Source organism: Rossellomorea sp. ABR4_004 (assembly GCF_056159585.1).
Genome location: NZ_JBSWVM010000001.1, coordinates 1,117,052 through 1,133,657 on the forward strand (window position 1 = coordinate 1,117,052; position 16,606 = coordinate 1,133,657).

At 40.3% G+C, this 16,606-nt stretch carries 17 protein-coding genes; 3 read left to right on the top strand and 14 right to left on the bottom strand.

Annotated elements, in window-relative coordinates; genetic code table 11:
- Positions 1–86 precede the first annotated feature (86 nt).
- The 6 genes from ACXAF2_RS05965 to ACXAF2_RS05990 all read right to left on the bottom strand — a co-directional run bounded on the left by ACXAF2_RS05965 (position 87) and on the right by ACXAF2_RS05990 (position 4,740).
- Positions 87–620 (bottom strand): chloramphenicol phosphotransferase CPT family protein, encoded by a 534-nt coding sequence (locus ACXAF2_RS05965; protein WP_475137765.1) that lies wholly within the window; start codon positions 618–620, stop codon positions 87–89.
- A 90-nt stretch (positions 621–710) separates the two neighbouring features.
- Positions 711–1,490 carry a nitroreductase family protein gene (locus ACXAF2_RS05970; protein WP_475137766.1) on the bottom strand — a complete coding sequence of 260 codons (780 nt, stop codon included), beginning with the start codon at positions 1,488–1,490 and terminating at the stop codon, positions 711–713.
- A 129-nt stretch (positions 1,491–1,619) separates the two neighbouring features.
- Positions 1,620–2,087 (bottom strand): GNAT family N-acetyltransferase, encoded by a 468-nt coding sequence (locus ACXAF2_RS05975; protein ID WP_475137767.1) that lies wholly within the window; start codon positions 2,085–2,087, stop codon positions 1,620–1,622.
- 312 nt (positions 2,088–2,399) lie between these two features.
- Positions 2,400–3,170 carry a hypothetical protein gene (locus ACXAF2_RS05980; RefSeq protein WP_475137768.1) on the bottom strand — a complete coding sequence of 257 codons (771 nt, stop codon included), beginning with the start codon at positions 3,168–3,170 and terminating at the stop codon, positions 2,400–2,402.
- A gap of 92 nt (positions 3,171–3,262) precedes the next feature.
- Positions 3,263–3,985, bottom strand: coding sequence for an HAD family hydrolase (locus ACXAF2_RS05985; protein WP_475137769.1), 723 nt, complete (start codon positions 3,983–3,985; stop codon positions 3,263–3,265).
- Between the two features lie 284 nt (positions 3,986–4,269).
- Positions 4,270–4,740: a DinB family protein gene (locus ACXAF2_RS05990; RefSeq protein WP_475137770.1), complete on the bottom strand. Its 471-nt coding sequence runs from the start codon at positions 4,738–4,740 to the stop codon at positions 4,270–4,272.
- Positions 4,741–4,925: 185 nt separating this feature from the next.
- On the opposite strand from ACXAF2_RS05990, the gene ACXAF2_RS05995 reads away from it, so the two are divergent.
- Positions 4,926–6,167 carry a TolB family protein gene (locus ACXAF2_RS05995; protein WP_475137771.1) on the top strand — a complete coding sequence of 414 codons (1,242 nt, stop codon included), beginning with the start codon at positions 4,926–4,928 and terminating at the stop codon, positions 6,165–6,167.
- 100 nt (positions 6,168–6,267) lie between these two features.
- Here ACXAF2_RS05995 and ACXAF2_RS06000 read toward each other — a convergent pair whose 3' ends face one another.
- The 5 genes from ACXAF2_RS06000 to ppsA form a co-directional block, all read right to left on the bottom strand.
- Positions 6,268–7,278, bottom strand: a complete 1,011-nt coding sequence (locus ACXAF2_RS06000) for a hypothetical protein (RefSeq protein WP_475137772.1) — start codon at positions 7,276–7,278, stop codon at positions 6,268–6,270.
- Positions 7,262–7,816 carry a sigma-70 family RNA polymerase sigma factor gene (locus ACXAF2_RS06005; RefSeq protein ID WP_475137773.1) on the bottom strand — a complete coding sequence of 185 codons (555 nt, stop codon included), beginning with the start codon at positions 7,814–7,816 and terminating at the stop codon, positions 7,262–7,264. The genes ACXAF2_RS06000 and ACXAF2_RS06005 overlap by 17 nt, the downstream gene beginning before the upstream one ends.
- A gap of 183 nt (positions 7,817–7,999) precedes the next feature.
- Positions 8,000–8,422: an SRPBCC family protein gene (locus ACXAF2_RS06010; RefSeq protein ID WP_475137774.1), complete on the bottom strand. Its 423-nt coding sequence runs from the start codon at positions 8,420–8,422 to the stop codon at positions 8,000–8,002.
- A 144-nt stretch (positions 8,423–8,566) separates the two neighbouring features.
- Positions 8,567–9,535, bottom strand: a complete 969-nt coding sequence (locus ACXAF2_RS06015) for a glycerophosphodiester phosphodiesterase family protein (protein ID WP_475137775.1) — start codon at positions 9,533–9,535, stop codon at positions 8,567–8,569.
- Between the two features lie 284 nt (positions 9,536–9,819).
- Positions 9,820–12,411 carry a phosphoenolpyruvate synthase gene (ppsA, locus tag ACXAF2_RS06020; protein ID WP_475137776.1) on the bottom strand — a complete coding sequence of 864 codons (2,592 nt, stop codon included), beginning with the start codon at positions 12,409–12,411 and terminating at the stop codon, positions 9,820–9,822.
- 538 nt (positions 12,412–12,949) lie between these two features.
- On the opposite strand from ppsA, the gene ACXAF2_RS06025 reads away from it, so the two are divergent.
- A complete protein-coding gene (locus ACXAF2_RS06025; RefSeq protein WP_475137777.1) occupies positions 12,950–13,621 on the top strand; it encodes a 5'-methylthioadenosine/S-adenosylhomocysteine nucleosidase family protein in 672 nt (223 codons plus the stop codon).
- Positions 13,622–13,785: 164 nt separating this feature from the next.
- Here the strand turns inward: ACXAF2_RS06025 and ACXAF2_RS06030 are convergent, their stop codons facing one another.
- Positions 13,786–14,271 carry a GyrI-like domain-containing protein gene (locus tag ACXAF2_RS06030; protein WP_475137778.1) on the bottom strand — a complete coding sequence of 162 codons (486 nt, stop codon included), beginning with the start codon at positions 14,269–14,271 and terminating at the stop codon, positions 13,786–13,788.
- A gap of 112 nt (positions 14,272–14,383) precedes the next feature.
- Here ACXAF2_RS06030 and ACXAF2_RS06035 point away from each other — a divergent pair, with 112 nt between their 5' ends.
- Positions 14,384–15,346, top strand: coding sequence for a helix-turn-helix transcriptional regulator (locus ACXAF2_RS06035; RefSeq protein ID WP_475137779.1), 963 nt, complete (start codon positions 14,384–14,386; stop codon positions 15,344–15,346).
- Between the two features lie 34 nt (positions 15,347–15,380).
- On the opposite strand, the gene ACXAF2_RS06040 is transcribed toward ACXAF2_RS06035, so the two are convergent.
- Both ACXAF2_RS06040 and ACXAF2_RS06045 read right to left on the bottom strand, forming a co-directional pair.
- On the bottom strand, positions 15,381–16,043 hold the full coding sequence (locus tag ACXAF2_RS06040) for an AraC family transcriptional regulator (protein WP_475137780.1): 663 nt from the start codon (positions 16,041–16,043) through the stop codon (positions 15,381–15,383).
- A gap of 59 nt (positions 16,044–16,102) precedes the next feature.
- Positions 16,103–16,450 carry a VOC family protein gene (locus tag ACXAF2_RS06045; RefSeq protein WP_475139121.1) on the bottom strand — a complete coding sequence of 116 codons (348 nt, stop codon included), beginning with the start codon at positions 16,448–16,450 and terminating at the stop codon, positions 16,103–16,105.
- Positions 16,451–16,606: the final 156 nt, after the last annotated feature.

Consider the following 16,606-nt stretch of genomic DNA (forward strand, 5'->3'; position numbering starts at 1 on the left):
TCCGTTAAACTCCCTCTATAAAGATAGAACATTAATACTTCTTATCTCCCTGCTCACATTGTTTTTCAGTAACATCTCAATAACTCTCAAACATTGATTTTCCGTTCGATCATTCGTGCACATTCTTCTGGCGATGTCTTAGTTGTATCAACTGAAAGATCATATTGCATGCCTTCGTGTACCACAGCAGCCTGCGAAACGGCCATTCCTTCCATGCGGTCCCCTCGTTCCTTCTCCCGTACTGCCGCTACAGTGGGATCACACCTGACACCGACCCACAACACCTGCAACCCATCAAAGGAAATTTCCCATCGTTTACGGGCTTCTATTCCACTAAGGAAGACATCGTCAATAATGATCCTTGCTCCTCTTCGTGCCATCTCTCCCATACCGTGCCTCCATGCAGATTCCATAACACGAAATTCCGTACCCGGAATGACCGAGCCATCCTCACCCAGCTTAATTCCGCTATCTTTCTTAAGCATGGCATCGGGCATAGCCTCAATCAAATCGTCAATACTGAACCTTAGCCAAGACGAATCAGATGTATTCTGAAGACATTTCGCGATAGTGGTTTTTCCGGAGCTGGATCCACCGTTTAGGATGATAACGTCTGTCATGTATATAACCTCACTTTCAAACCTGCAAATCGTATGTAGATTGATGTTGAAAAGGTTCATAAAATACCATCTCATCCGTCAGGACAAACATCACTCATTATTCATGAAATGTTGACTTTCCAAGTAATTCAGCACTGTCTGCGAAAACTCGTGGTGAGATTCTTTCGTATACTTGGCAATGGTATAAATTTGAGCAAGATTCTTTAATCCTAATTGCTCTGTCATTTCCTTAAGCTTAGGGATGTCCATGTAGCGTTTCCATCCCTTCTCATCTCTCTCTTTGTAGATTTCCTGAATTTCTTCATCTGAATAATCACGATATTGGTCATAATGGACAATACCATGCTTTGGCAGTCGATCACGTTGGGCAGGGTTTTCTGCTGGGTACCCTAATGAATAACCCACAACTGGTACGACATTTGGTGGTAATGTTAGTAGCTCACCAATTTGATCACAATTTGCAAGCGTTGAGCCCATATAGCAAATGCCCAGCCCCGCATTTTCAGCAGCTAAAGCACAGTTTTGTGCTGCCAAAGTCGCATCGATGGCACCTATCATAAAGCTCATGAAATTATCAAAATGTACAGGTGCATCATTGAGCGAAAGCCATTTTCTCATTCTATTGAAATCAGCACAAAATGTTAATAGTATAGGTGCATCAACAACCATCGACTGTTCCATGTGTGCGGTATATAATTTTTGCTTTAGCACCTTGTCTTTTGTGACGACGATCGAATAAGATTGCATATTACCACTTGAAGAGGCACGAATACCCGCATCTAATATTTCATCGAGCAATTCTTGACTTACTTCCCTATCTTCATATTCTCGTATGGATCTGTGCCCATGTATAACATCTGTGAATTCCATATAATCACCCTTTTTATAATTTCATACAAATTTTATTGATACAACCTAGTACTATTCCCAATCAGAATAGGTTATTAAGTCATAATTTCTTACCGTTACTTCAAGAAGATATTCTCGTTACCTTTAAATCTATTTCTTATTCTCCGTGATCCTTATTTTCATCCAAATCCATCTACTATCAAAGGAGGATCTTAGATTTGGATCTTCAACAAAGCCGACTCCCTTATAGCATTGAATCGCTTGTACATTTCCAGGCTCTATTCTCATATAGACCCATTCAAATGGATAGCTCTTACACTCTTCAAGAAGTTCTTTAATGAATCGCTTGCCCAATCCTTTATTCCTTAAAGAGGGGTGAATAACTATATGTGCAAGCTCTATATCTTTTTCTTCCTCATCTATCCATATCTCCCCATATGCCACACTATTTGAGCCTTCCTCAAACATATACCCAAATTGATCATGTGCTTCGTACCAGTTATAAAACATATCTGTTGAATATATTTGCCTGCCAGTGACATATTTGCAGTCCTTTGGCTCGTTTAACCATCCTTTAATTACAGGTTCATCTTCTGGCATTACCTTCCGAATGTTCATGATGTCCCCCTTTTTGTCCGAATTATCTTTCAATTATCCCAACACTTATTATACAACTAAGCTGGTTGATTTCAGATAAATTTTTTAAAAAAGCCGCGGAGATTGACCGTCGGCTTTTCGATAGGACAGGGAGTTCTCCTGCTTATGTGAAAATAAAGATATCAAGTTAGGTCATCCGCACTTGTTTCATTTTTATGTTCAATAAATAGCCGATTTCTTCCTTAAGAAGATCTCAAATAGCCTTCACTCGAACAATTGATTAATATGTCCACCAAGACCGCCAGCATAAGGAGCTAAAATCATCGATCAACACTACACCTGTTCCGTTTGAAGATGCTTATATCGTTCTAATATTTGGATTAAAACCTCTTTATTATAGTTCGTTTTCCCATGGATTCTTTCAGCCCAGTCTTCCACCTTTTCAAGCTTGGCATCCTTCACTAATCCTTCTGTTGTACTTAGAAAGCTCTCCCAATAATAAAATTCCCAATGAGCGATTTCAGATTTGTATGGGATTCTGCACTCCAGAAGAGGTCCTGATTTAATTAAATGTTGAGAATGCTCTGCGGCCTTTAAGAACGTATCCATTTCAATTGGTTGCGTCTCGAACACTTGTTTCGATACTTTTCCATTCGGTCGGTGATACAGAATTTCTTTACCTGCTGGATGATCTTGAACCTGTACCCTTGCTGCAGGGAAGAACCCACTTACCTTTTCGTTGGTATAATCCATGCTATCCGTATCTATTAAAATAGGTTTCAACCATTGATCACCCAAGTCACATAAAAATCGTTCCCCTTTTTCATTCAAGGCAATAACGGCCGCATGAGCATCTTCAGAGTTCAGGTTATGACCGACGGGATACGCCTCGACCCCATCCCTCTTAAACTCATCAAGTAACCATAGTGCAAGATCGAAACAATTCCCGGACATCCCGAATTGCTCCCGATGTTCACGCATAAGAGAGACATCCCGCTGTTTCTTAATAGTTCCCTGGTTATAAAACCAAACTTTCGTTAACGTCTCCATGGGAAAATCATTGAATTTTCCCCATGTCTTTATAATGCTTTCTGGAGCTAACATTTGAGTTCCTACCTTCTAAATTGGATTCGTTGATAAGTAGATTAATAACTTAATCGGTCTATGGATAGCCTCTACACGCATTAATGACGTAACTATTTATTACTGCCGCTACCTAGCAATATATCTCTAATTTCCTCAATAGTAGAAACAATTGCGTAGGGAGTATGATTGGTTGGTTTTTCTATCCCTCTAAAATTGACCCATATTGCTTCCATTCCAGCTTCAATGGGCCCGATTACATCATGTGTCCACGAATCACCTATGAATATTGTCTCTTCAGGTTTCTTATTAAAAGTATTTAGAGCAATATTATAGATTCTGCTATCAGGCTTTCTACAACCTAATTGTTCAGCATGAAAGATGTTAGTGTGGCTGAATATATCTCCCAAGCCCATGTTGATTATCTTCTGTTGAGGGTCATAAAGTCCGTTTGTTACAATTCCTACCTCATAATGCTTATTCAGTTCATTCATTAAATTTAATACATATTCGTTAACAGTTATGAATTTCATACTTGTGTTAGTAAAAAGAGCTTCGAGCTGTTCAATTGCTTCAATGTTCACCTTCACGTCAAAGTATTCAAAAGCACTCTTCCATCTTTCTCTCTTAAATTCAAATGTATTTATTTCCCCACTTACAAGTTTTTCTATTAAGGATTTAGGAGGTTGTTTTATTTTCTTCAAAAATTGTTGTTCATCCATTCCCTTTGTCAGAGGATGTTCCGTTAGAGACTGTACCAGTCCATCGTCAAACCAAGACGAGTTTTCAAGCAACGTATCATCCAGGTCAAATAAAAGAAGGCTATACTTTTTCATTGACGTATCAACCCTTTTTAGTTTTTTATAGATATGAAAGTGATGTTTTTTACGCATTAGTAAACAGGGTCTGAAAAAGTTGAGGAAACTGGATCATCTTCAGACCTCATCCTGTTTGCTGAAAAATTATTAGAATAACTCACCATTACTATTTATAAAAAATTTCAAATAAGATAAATATTACGTGAACAAGGTAATGATGAGTTTATCCCCCACTTATGCAAGCAGTTCTTTCACAAAGATGCCTTTCATTAGGTATAGTAAGAAATAGTCTTTTCCACCAATCAGCGATGTGACGGCCAAGATCCTTGCATCTTCCTCATTTGAATAATTTGGCCCGTATGATAGGCATCGTGAAGCATGATATCTAATAGCTTTTCTTCTAGAGCATCTCGTTCAAGCATTTCAGTCGTTGTTTTACTAAGTGCTTCTCTTAAACGGCTTTGAGCCATTTCTACACGCTGTACGACCGCTATCCATTCCCTGTCATCATTCAATTGTTCGGTAAGATAGAAGGTTTCATTACCATCGAGGGTTTGTGTCCATTCACGTCCTTCTAATTTTGCTGTTAACCTCTCTTTATAATAAATGAGGTGATTAACATTCTCCCATATGGTTTTGGTCGCCTCTCCAGCCGGTCTCCACCTAGCCTGTTCTGCAGTGAGCCCTTCTATAGCAGGTTTGAACGGGGCATACCAACTCTCCTTGTCGAACGTAGTATCAAGCATTCTTAAGAGCAAGTCAGTTCGATTCATGAATATTTGCCTCCTTGATAAGGATATTTCATATGGGTAGTACTTCATCAAAAAGTGAAAAAACTCCTTCTTTGAACGTTATAAAATCAGTGCCCAGACCACATCTTTCATTCCCACACTCTTTTTCACATAAAGTAAGCCTTCCAGGAAAATAGTAAGAGCATATGAGAAAAGGAGAATTCACCATGAAAAAAGCTATCCTTTTTACCATGATCCTTGCTCTTATTTTCCCATCAACACCTTCCGCATCGTTAGTGGATCAAGTTAAAGCTGCTTTTATAAGAGAGGGGGATTTGTGGACCTTGATAGATGGCCAAGAAAAACAAATTACTCATACCGGCAACCTACGTTCTAAACCTACATGGTCACAAGACGGCACCTGGCTTGCCTATCAAGTAGAGACACCTTCTGAATTCGATAAAGGAGAAGTGCAGTCAGAGGTATGGACTTACAATCTTAAAACGGGTAACAAGAAGAAAATTTCTTATAACGGATATTCTCCTGAATGGGCACCCGATAAAAACGTTATTGCCTTTAATGACAAAGGAATCTTAAATATCTCAGACCTTACACAGTTCTACAACATCGCAACCGGGGTCAGTGACTTCACGTGGCTTCCGGACGGTTCAGGATTCCTGCTATCTTCATCTGGCACTCTCAGCCCGGATGGTTGGTCAAGCGCCTCTCTCTTCACCAAAAAAGTCGGCGATGCTTATGAGGATATTGTTCTTTTTGGAGGTGTGGAACCTTTCTTCACACTCCCAAGGGAAATCGGGACAACGGATCAAAACAAACTGATTGCCGTATATGCCGACCAGCTGACCTATTCGCCGACCGGTAGATGGATCTCTTTTGTTGTGTCTCCAACCGCCTCATGGTCCATGGACAGTAATATGGTTTGCATCATCGATAGGGAAGGAAAAAACTTCGAAGTATTAGACGAAATGATATTACATGTAGGCGAACCCAAGTGGTCACCCTCCACTGATACGATTGCCTATATCGCTGGCGGTGGAAGAATTGTGTTCGGCTTCAAAAACAAGGACTTAAAGGTAAAGGAAATGCCAGTTTCAGGAACCTACACTCCTGCCCATTATGCAGACCTTGATTTCAATTGGATCACCGACAATTCTTTAGTGGTTTCAAGAATCAAAGAGCAGGAGTGGAGCAATGACTTCAGTAAGCATCCTCTCCCTGTTCTTTACACGCTGAATATCCAATCTAATGTACAAATGAAAATAACCGAACCCCCTAAAGGATTTGGAGACTATTCCCCTCAGTTCATCCCATCCATCGAAAAGCTCGTTTGGTTAAGGGCCACATCCCTAACCGATAAGAAAAGGGATCTCTGGATAGGAAATGCCGATGGGACTGAAGCTAGGGAATGGCTTAAAAATGTAGAGGAAATTGTATTTTACAAAGGTTGATTGTAAGTTTAAAAGGTATGGAGCCCAAACAGAAAGCCGGTGATATTTCCGGCTCTCTATCCTTTCATCTATTAAAGCGGCCTGGTCTTTTTACCAATCACTAATTAACCTCCCAAACAATCACATCAAATAATTCCTTTTCCGTATAAAGTAAGAACGCCCATTCCCCACGTTCAGGTATAGTAACAGCCGATGGAGCATGGACATCAGCACCGTTGTTCTCTCCACCCAGAGGAATGGTCCAGCCTTCACCATTATTCAATACGGGGTGGATGGTTCCCGTCGCTCGGTGATAACCAACCACTGTTAGTTCTGCAGCATGGGTATTCCACAAATGCCACATCCATTTTTGTGCTGTCAAGCTTGGCATATCCGCACCAATGATACCTGATTGATGTTCATTTCCGATTATATTACGTCCAAATATGCTTGCTTTTCGATCCCAGTTGATTTTGTCAAAATCACTTTTCTTAACGTAGTCCGGGAGATCATTCGGTAAAATGACAGGTTTTGCTTCTTCCTTTTCAGCCACACTCACGACAACATCGCCGTAAGCCTTGCCGTCAAGGTAGACTTCATACCTCCATAATCCGCTATAAGGTACCTGAAAACTGGTGGTGAACCGCTGTAAACTTGAGTACCCTGGTGATGGTTTGGTTATTTTTTGAGGAGATAATACTTCAATACGTTGCCCCGTTTCCTTGTGAACCGCCAAAATCGAGAGTTCTTTTTCTTTAAAGATGTCGAAGGGCTCCTTGAAACTGAAAACATAGCCATAAAGCTCTCCCGCATGAAGTTCAGGGTCAGGAAAGATGCTGAATACGACTTTCTGATTCTGCTTATAATCGTGTGTTACTTGCCATGTGTCTGGGCTGCCGTGGATGGTTTCATTCTGTTTGATCAAAAACTCAGTTGAAACGAAGAAGCCTATTAAACAGATGGCGAAAGTGGTCATGAGGAAAATTACGAATGTATTAGGGCTTTTTGTCTTGACCGTACGATTTGTATGAACGGCATTTCTAATCTTATTTTTTTGAAATTCCGTAAAGTGAAGACCTTTGTGAGTCGTCGAATCCATCGCGTTCTTTAATTCTTTAAGCTTGCTCTCCATCATTCCCCCACCTTTCCATCATATCTTTCAGCTTTGTCCTGCCTCTATTCAATCTCGTTTTGATCGTATTGTGGTTCAGACCTAAAATCCCTTTCATTTCTTCAATCGAACATTCTTCATAATAATATAGCGTGATCACTTCACGATACTTTACAGGCAAGGACAATACACACTTGGAAAGAAACTCTTCCTCACTTCGCTTAAGAAGACTCATTTCAGGTAACAAGTCCCTTGATATGAAAAGGGAAAAAAGACTTGAATTCATCACCACTTTCTTAAATGAAGAACTCTTCAAGACATCCTTCGATTGATTAATGACCAGGCGATAAATCCACGCTTTGAAAGATTGAATCTCATTTATTTTTTCATGATGCTTGTAGCATGTGATAAATACGTCTTGAACAATGTCTTCGGCTTGTTTCCATTCTTTCACATAGTTATAGGCTAACTTGGTGAGCCGTTCGCCGTACTCATCCATTATCGTTTCAAGCCAGGCATCCCGATCTTCAAAGTACTCCTCATCCTTAACTTTTCTCACACGATCCTCACCTCATTCCCCTTTAATGCTAAGACGAATCAATCAGGGTTTGGTTTCATTTTATTTAAAAAAACTAACTCTAACAGGTTGTAAGACAAGAGGGACGGACCTATGCTTACCTAAAGCTGAAGGTCCGTCCCTCTTGTCTTACCAAATGATATTATTTTTCACTTACTCTAAGTCTCACTTAACCAGCGCTGCTCTAAGATTGACACCATACTCCATGTATCCTTTTAAGCATGTCAGCATGTATACCCAGCCTTCTTTGTTGTCTAGTAATTGGCTGATAAGGTTTTCGTTGGTCTCATCGAATCCTTCTTCTTTGACTACGACAATTGTGCTGCCTTTTTCTTCTTGGACAAATGTTATGGTTACTTTATGGTTTCCTGCCCACTCAAAGACAATCTTCTTATGTTCTTGAATTTCTTTTATGTCTATATCACCTTGTGCGTCATATTCTTCATATCTTAAAGTAACAGTCTTTCCTTCCTCCCACCTTTCAGAACTTGAAGAAAACCAGAAGTTACCTATTTTTTCAGGATCAACAAATGCCTCGAAAATTTCATGTACCGGCTTTTGAATTCTCATTTGAGAGAGATTATCCATACATCTTCCACTCACTTTCATATATTTTTTGCATTATTTTATTTATATTCTGTCTCTATTTGTTGTCTATTTATTATACCATTCCGTTTTCAATAGTCTTATTTCTTGAAGAGGTACCCAACGCCCCAAATGGGATCTCAGGAATCAATTGTTTATAATAGGGGCTATCCGGTCTATTCTATTTGTCCAAATACCCCCATTATAACTCTCTGGAACACGCTCAAGGTCTGCCTTCTCATCAAAACCTTCTGACCAATCACCATCACCGGCAACAAGAATAACCCTCGTATTGACATCTTCCATTCTATTAATAAACGTATCGGGGAACCCCCAAAGGTAAGAAGCATACTTCTCGGGTATATGAATTTGCGTATTTTTACAAGAGTCAGGTATATAGCCTGTCCAACTTAACGCTTCATAAGAAAGTAGACAGCTCTTTAGTGTCTCTTTTGACATGACCCGCATTTCAGGCAATTTCTTCTTTAGAATCTCAATGGGTTCATCCCCGCCATATACTGATAGATCACCTATCCTTTCCTTTGAATAAGTAGAAAGGTAATCGGCTAACCGTATTCCTTCCGTTGGATCGTTACTCTTAATGTGAATTAAAAATTCCTTATTGGGAAAGTAGGTTAATACTTCATTTAATGTTGGGATCTGCCCTATCCCTTTTCCTCGAAAAGGATACGTCTTTCCATTGTCAGCTGTATAACCATATCCTATATCCAGCTTTCTCAGCTCTTCCATAGTGTGTTCTCTTGTTTTCCCAGTACCATCCGTTCTACAATCAAGGGTCCAATCGTGGAAAATGGCAAATTCCCCATCTTCCGTAGGTTGGATATCCATTTCCACTATATCTGCTCCTGCTTTGAAAGCTGCTTCCATTGAAGGAATCGTATTTTCCAAGTATGGGTGCTCGGGTTCATTGATTATTTCTGCTGTACACGTTTCGCCAGTAATCCCTTCCATTGGAAAGGTTTGAGCCAAGCCCCGATGAGCCAAAAGGTTGGGCTCTCCTTTTCTTTCTTCAGTAAACAAAGAGCTATTATTTAGATAAACAAAAATCGTTAATGCGAGGCAGACCAGTATCGTTACTTTAAAGCCTTTTTTCATTCGTTTCCCATCCTATCTAACATCATACATTCACTATCCACGATCTAAAGTTATAGAATGTTCGGACAGTGTACCCTTTACATATATTTAATTCCCTTTCATTACATTTGTCTACTGTTAACAAACGCTCATACTTTATAAACCGTATGTAAAAAGCGACGCAAGGGTATGTTTTGCGCCGCTTCATTAATAATTGTCATGAATGATATTTGTGTCTGTTTTGTCGTAATCTTAGTGGTTTCCCATGGTGACACACCGCTCTGATACCTACTCGAGTCCATCCATTACAACCATTCAATATACCCCTCTGTTCCATTCACTCGAATTTTTTGCCCGTCTTTTATCCTTTTGGTAGCATTTTCCACACCCACTACTGCCGGTAAGCCATATTCACGTGCGATCACGGCACCGTGGGTCATCAGTCCACCAACTTCGGTGACTAAACCTTTTATGGATACAAATAATGGTGTCCAGCTCGGGTCGGTAAACGGGGTCACCAATATATCACCGTCTTGCAGGTCTGCTTCTTCCATGTTTACAATCACACGTGCACGCCCTTCAATGACTCCTGATGAGACAGCTAAACCAACGATCGCTCCTGCGGGAAGATTTTCCCGTTTGTATTTCCCTGTAATGATTTCACCGTCAGACGTGATCACGCGAGGAGGCGTTAGTTTCTCATATAAGGTGTACTCGTCTTTTCGCTCATGGATGAGATCCGCTTCCAGTTCGTGGGTCCGCACGACTTCCCTCAATTCTTCAAACGTAAGATAGAAAATATCCTCTTTTTCATGTAGGATGTTCATTTGTACGAGTTGTTCGGCTTCTTTCAATAAAGCCTGCTTATAGACGAAGTAGCGATTGACCATGCCGTATTTCGGATATTCACGATACCCGCTGAAATTCCGTATGAGGTCGATCCTTCTTTTCGTTTCTCTCACCTTTTGTTCACCATCGGGTAATGCCTTCAATCGGTCTAGTAATTCCTGTTCTTTATGAATCGCTTCCAGCCGTCCTTCCTCAAATTTCCGCTTGCTTGCATGAGGATCAAAGTTTTTGATGTTACTGAGAATCATCGGGAGAAGTGCCGCTGGCTTTTCGCTCCAACGTGCTTTCGAAACATCGATCTCTCCGCTGCATCTCATTCCATATTTGGTGAGAAAAGCATCGATGGCTTCTCTGGCTTCCTGTCCGCCATCGACTTTCTCCAGTTCATCAAGAAAGGGTTCCTCTTTTACATGTCGTAAAAGATCAATGACTTCCGGATATGGACGAAGCACATCGGCTACATCCATCAGGGCAAGGCCCATTTCAGAAGTAATATTGTTCGGGACAGATTGAGACAGCGTATCTGCCACATTTTTTTCCCCTAACCACTCGTACATATGATCATTGATCCAGAATGAAGCATCCATCGCAGCCATAATCACTTGTGAACTTTGCGGGTCAAAAAGAATTTTTTTTTTCAATTCCTGGATGTCTTCTGAGATGAAGTCGAATAATTCGGATCCTGATTTCATTTGAATGGTTTGTTTTAATTCTTCGATCGAGGTCTCGCTTCTTTTGATCAATTCAGCGACGATTGAAGGATCACTGTCCATTGGATCCACGCCCGCCTGTCTTGGAGCAGACGTTCCTTCATCATCGACTGTTTGGAGGAATCCTTCCCGCTCTACGATTGTCGTGAGGGCGTCTTTTATGAGTGGTTCGGATTTCCCCAGTGAATCAATGAACGTTTGCCTGTTGGCCAGAGATGCCAAGCGAGGCGTGCAATCAACAAACAACCTTCCGCCGGCCACTCGCATCGAAGCAGGGGTCGTTAACAGGTAAAAGGACAATCCGAGCGGCTTCATGGCATCCGTCATCATTTGCTGATGACCTACCGATAAATACACACGATTGTCCCCATCAGCCGCTTCCGGGATCGGGAATAAGGTCGTAATCGGGCGACTTTGAACAATATAAAAGGTGTCATCCTCTAAACACCATTCAATATCCTGGGGACAGCCGAAATGTGCTTCAATCTGTCTACCCAGGTGTGCCAGTTGTCCGATCTGTTCATCCGTAAGGGCTTCTGCCATCTGCTGATCCGGATGGATGGAGTGTGTCTCCGTTCCTCCACCATTCCGTCCATGGATAGCCCATTTCTTTGATGCGATCCTCTTTTCGATGATCTTTCCGTCCTTCACTTTATAATTGTCCGCTGAGACCAAACCGGAGACCAATGCTTCACCAAGTCCAAAGCCTGCGTCGATGGAGACTACCTTCCGGTTGGAACTCACTGGATCAGCGGTAAAGAGAATCCCTGAAACCTGCGGGAATACCATTCGTTGAATGATGACGGAAATGTGAATTTCCCTGTGGTCAAACCCATTTTGCATACGGTAGATGACTGCACGATCAGTGAAGAGGGAGGCCCAGCATTTGCTGATATGCTCCAGGATGGCTTCTTTGCCGATGATATTGAGGTAAGTGTCCTGCTGCCCTGCAAAAGAAGCATGAGGCAAGTCTTCCGCCGTTGCACTTGAACGCACGGCATAAGCATGGTCCTCACCGAATCGGGAGAGATAGTGAGTAACAGCTTCCACTACATCAGAAGGAATTGTTACACCCAGGAGGACATTCCGAATTTCTCTACTGACTTCACTAATTTGATTCCTGTCTTCCAGCTTGAGCTTAGATAATCTGGCCAACAAAACGCGATACGTTTCATTCTGTTCAATCGATTTCCGAAATCCAACCGTCGTCACACTAAACCCTTCCGGCACCTGTATTCCCTGAATACTTGATAACTCACCTAGATTTAATCCTTTTCCACCTACGAGCAAGAGCTGGGATTGTTCCATTTCTTCAAAGCTGATAACCAACGAACTCATTCGACATCCCCCTATCCATCAATGTTCTATTGATTTTAGCAGGAGTGTATTGGAAGAAACAGTCTACAATAAGAATTTTTAGCGTGGTATAATGGTAGTAGGAAGAGATCGATATGGTGGAGAAGGTTTACTATATGATAGTAAAAAAGCTCAGAGTTCTATTGTAAGTAGTTCCGTTTCCGTGGAGAAACACTGCAGGTGGCATATGAATTAGCATACCTTTTAGCACTGTAAATCACATAATAACAATATAATAGTATGACAAATAGCACCCTGAATAACGACTTGACAATGACTATTGTCCTCGTACGAGTCAGGGTGCTATTTTACTTGATAGTTGAGGTTTGATTTTATACTATTCCAGGAAAACTCAAGGATATATAACAATATGTGGTAAAATACACTTAAAGATTATGAAAATTCAGTTCTTCAATTACGGGTCAGGTTAGCTTAACAACTCAATATAATGATGGATTTGAAAGAAGTCGGTGTCAATGGATAAAGTTCTTTATTTACAAAAATGTACGGTGATAAATCAATGATTGGAATAAGTATTGCGACGAAGTGGGAATATGAAGCGACATTGGAATACTTTAGCATAAAAGATAACGAACGCTTCGGTTATCCTTATGGCGAATATTTCATGAAAACAATCAATGATACTGAGCTTGTTTTTTATAGTACCGGTGTAAGAAAAGTCAATGGTGTTGGTGGGAATCAGTATATGATCTCTAAATTTCAATTAACGAAAGTAATTGTTGCTGGGACATGTGCAGGAATAGATGATACGTTCAGTAATTTGGATATTTTTGTACCCGATAAAGCTGTTCAATATGATTGCACAGTAAAAGAAATTGAGCCTTTTATTAAACAGTCCTTCATAGTCGATATTGAACTATCAAAATATGGAAATGATTTTCATACCGGAACAATTGGCACCGCTGATAAAGCAGTAGTTATGTGGAAGGACTATTTAGAACTTAAGGAAAATAAAATAATAATAGCCGATACAGAAGCGGGGGCAATTGCTTATATCTGTAAGAAGAATGATGTTGAGTGCATTATTATAAAAGGAATATCTGATTTTCCAACAGAAGAAAGTAACTCTGATACATTCGAATCGAACATTGAACAAATGAATATTTATTTAGAAAACACCCCAATAGTGATGAACAAAATATTTGATGAATATTTAAAGAAATTTATTTAAATACATTTGAGTAGATAGAAAGATTGTGTAAGAACTACATATTCACTAACAAAAAGCTTGGGAAACCCCAAGCTTTTTTGGTATTGTTCGTTCGTATTTTTAGTTTTCTCCACGTTATCGGAATGCTCTGAGCATCCTTTTTGGAGTTTTTTCATTTGTTCTCATTATTTCCTAACAACAGGAATCCACATTTCACCAAATACCTGCCCGTTTCGGTGTTCCATTTCAACCGTTGCATTAGGTGCACCAACATAAGCAACATCCTGTTCTTCCGGTAAGACTTGACCAAAGGCAATGGCAGTAACCATATTGTTTAATTCTTCAGCCGTTTTCCCTTCGCCTTTCACAACCACGTATTCTCCCTTTGGAAACTGAATCACTCTAGCTCCATCCGGTACTGGTGACGATGCCTCTGCCATGACGCCGGCATAATGCATCATTTTATTATTCACCGCTTCGTTCACGGCAAAAATGTAGTCGTTTGTGGCTATGGATTTTAAAGTATCAAGCCTTCCATCTTCGCTTACAGCTTGCCAAAAATCCGCCTTTTCCTTACTCAATCCAGCAAAATCAGTATAATCGCTCTTAAGATCGGTTCCTAACCCTATTACGATAAAACCGTCTTTTTCTTCTAACTTATACTCTGCCATATTAAAAACCATCCTTTTGTTCATTTATTTCAAGCGATTTGTCTCCATCACTTGATACCTATATAATAGCGTTAAATAGTATCAAAAAATGACACCTTTTATGGAGGTCCTGATGAAAAAGGTTGAACGGATTAATGTGATGATGAGATATATCAACAACCGGGCTCACTTTACCATTTCTGAAATCATGCGTGAATTTGACGTCTCCAGGTCGACAGCTATTCGAGATATCAGAGAGATTGAGTCCATGGGGATGCCACTTGTCTCTGAAGCTGGAAGGGATGGGGGTTATTTTGTCATGCACAATTCTGTCCTGCCCGAGGTCCGTTTTACCGATCATGAAGTGAAAGCTCTATTTATTGCCTTTATGGCGACACGTAATCAGCAGCTCCCCTATCTAAAGAGCCGACAATCAATAGCTGAAAAATTACTCAGTCTCATCTCAGAAAGCCAGCAAGATGACCTGATTCTCCTGAACCAGCTCTTGTTGTTTGAAGGGACCAATCCCCATAATCCTGACTTACTGGACCTTTCAGACCTCCCCCATCCCTTGGTGGAGAAACTTTTCCAAGTCCTACTCTTGGATAGACATGTATTGCTCACGATCCAAGAAGAAAAGGACATCAAATCTTATCCCATCTATCTGCTGCACCTTTACCATGAAAAAAGCTTCTGGATCATAGAAGGCTTTGATTTAGAGGAAGAAAAGAAGCGGATTTTCCCCGCCGACCTCCTCATCGATGTCATACCTTTCTCGCCGGAAAAAAGGCTAAAAGAGCAAGAGATTTTAGAAAAACTGAAAATGCGGGAAGAAGGAATTAACCTTGTCCTTGAACTTGGTCCAAAAGCGATTGCGCAGTATAAAAAATACCACCCTTTAAGAGTTTCAATCGCCTATACGAACCCTTACCAAACCACAGCCATTCTAAAGACTTTTGTTCATGTTCATAAGCCCGATGAATTAACCGAATTCACAAACTGGTTGCTTTTCCTCGGCAAAGATCTCAAGATCAGGGAAATGCCGGAAAAGATCTTACATAATATACGAAAGGGATTAGACCAATACCGGGAATAACAGTGGCAATAATTGAACGTACGCCAACTGGATGTCATACATTTTGACGATAAGATTTTATCATTTCAAAGTATTGTGTATCTCCTAAGCCGTGGTCTTTGAAATTTTCGATTAGAAGAGACACCAGTTCTTTTATCGGGACGTCCGGGTGCTGCTGAATATACAACATAAGATCACTATCTTTCTTAAGATAGTTCAAATACAGTTCAACCCCCTTGTATAAAGGGAATGGATGAACTTCCTTAGGCATAGTTTTATGAATCATCACTTGTTTGTAGAGTGGATCATATCCTTTTGCCTTTAGGCTGTAATGACTTTCAGGTTGAAAATCATCACCGACAAGATGGAGATCAATTGAACCTTCATAATCTGTTTGATCTAACCAGGCGAGTATGGTGAGAAGATTCATTTGACAAAACATATCCTCATCAAACCAAAGGGCTATATGATCAAAACCCCCACAAAAGAGAGGCTGCAATGGTTTTAAGGTGATGTCAGCATATTGCGCAGTTGTTACTTGATGAACATTCGCTCGCATTTCAATAAATTCATCGGAAAATAAATCTCCGCAGGTTTCCCCATAACACATGGCCTCGTTGAAGGGAAACATCCTTTCGGCTTCAAGAAACTTTGTCTCTTTGAAATTCTTATACATTTCTGTTCCATTTAATATATGTACGGTTCCTGTTGGATTCACATTGACACCTCCTGCTCTGTTGACTTGATTCTGCAGCATTTCCTGTACCGAATACTTACTTATTTCTCCCACAACTCAATCAGTCTACCTTCAGGATCTTTAATCCAAATAAACGTACCAAATTCACTAACCTCTTTTTCCTTTACAAGAGGTACACCGACTTGTTCCAGATGCTCAATCGTCTCGTTTATATGATAAACCTGGAAATTCAACATCACTTGCTGATCTGTTGGGAAGTAAGGGTCATCTTCAGTAAAGAAAGAAAAAATGGTTTCATTTCCTGATTGGGGTTTAATAATAGTCCCATTCCAATCTTCCATTTCAATCTTCAACACTTCACTGTACCATTTCTTTAAAGCATCCAGGTTTTTAGTCCTCCAAAATACTCCACCGAAACCTTTTATCATCATCATAAACTCGCTCCCATCTCTACTTTCTTTCATTTTCCGTTTAAGTTAGAAATTCAAGAAATAAAAACAAATTCCTTCTTCCATCATACGATAGTTGAAGAAGACAATATTCAGAGGTCATTGATTGACATTGCCTTTCCGACGTTATTATTT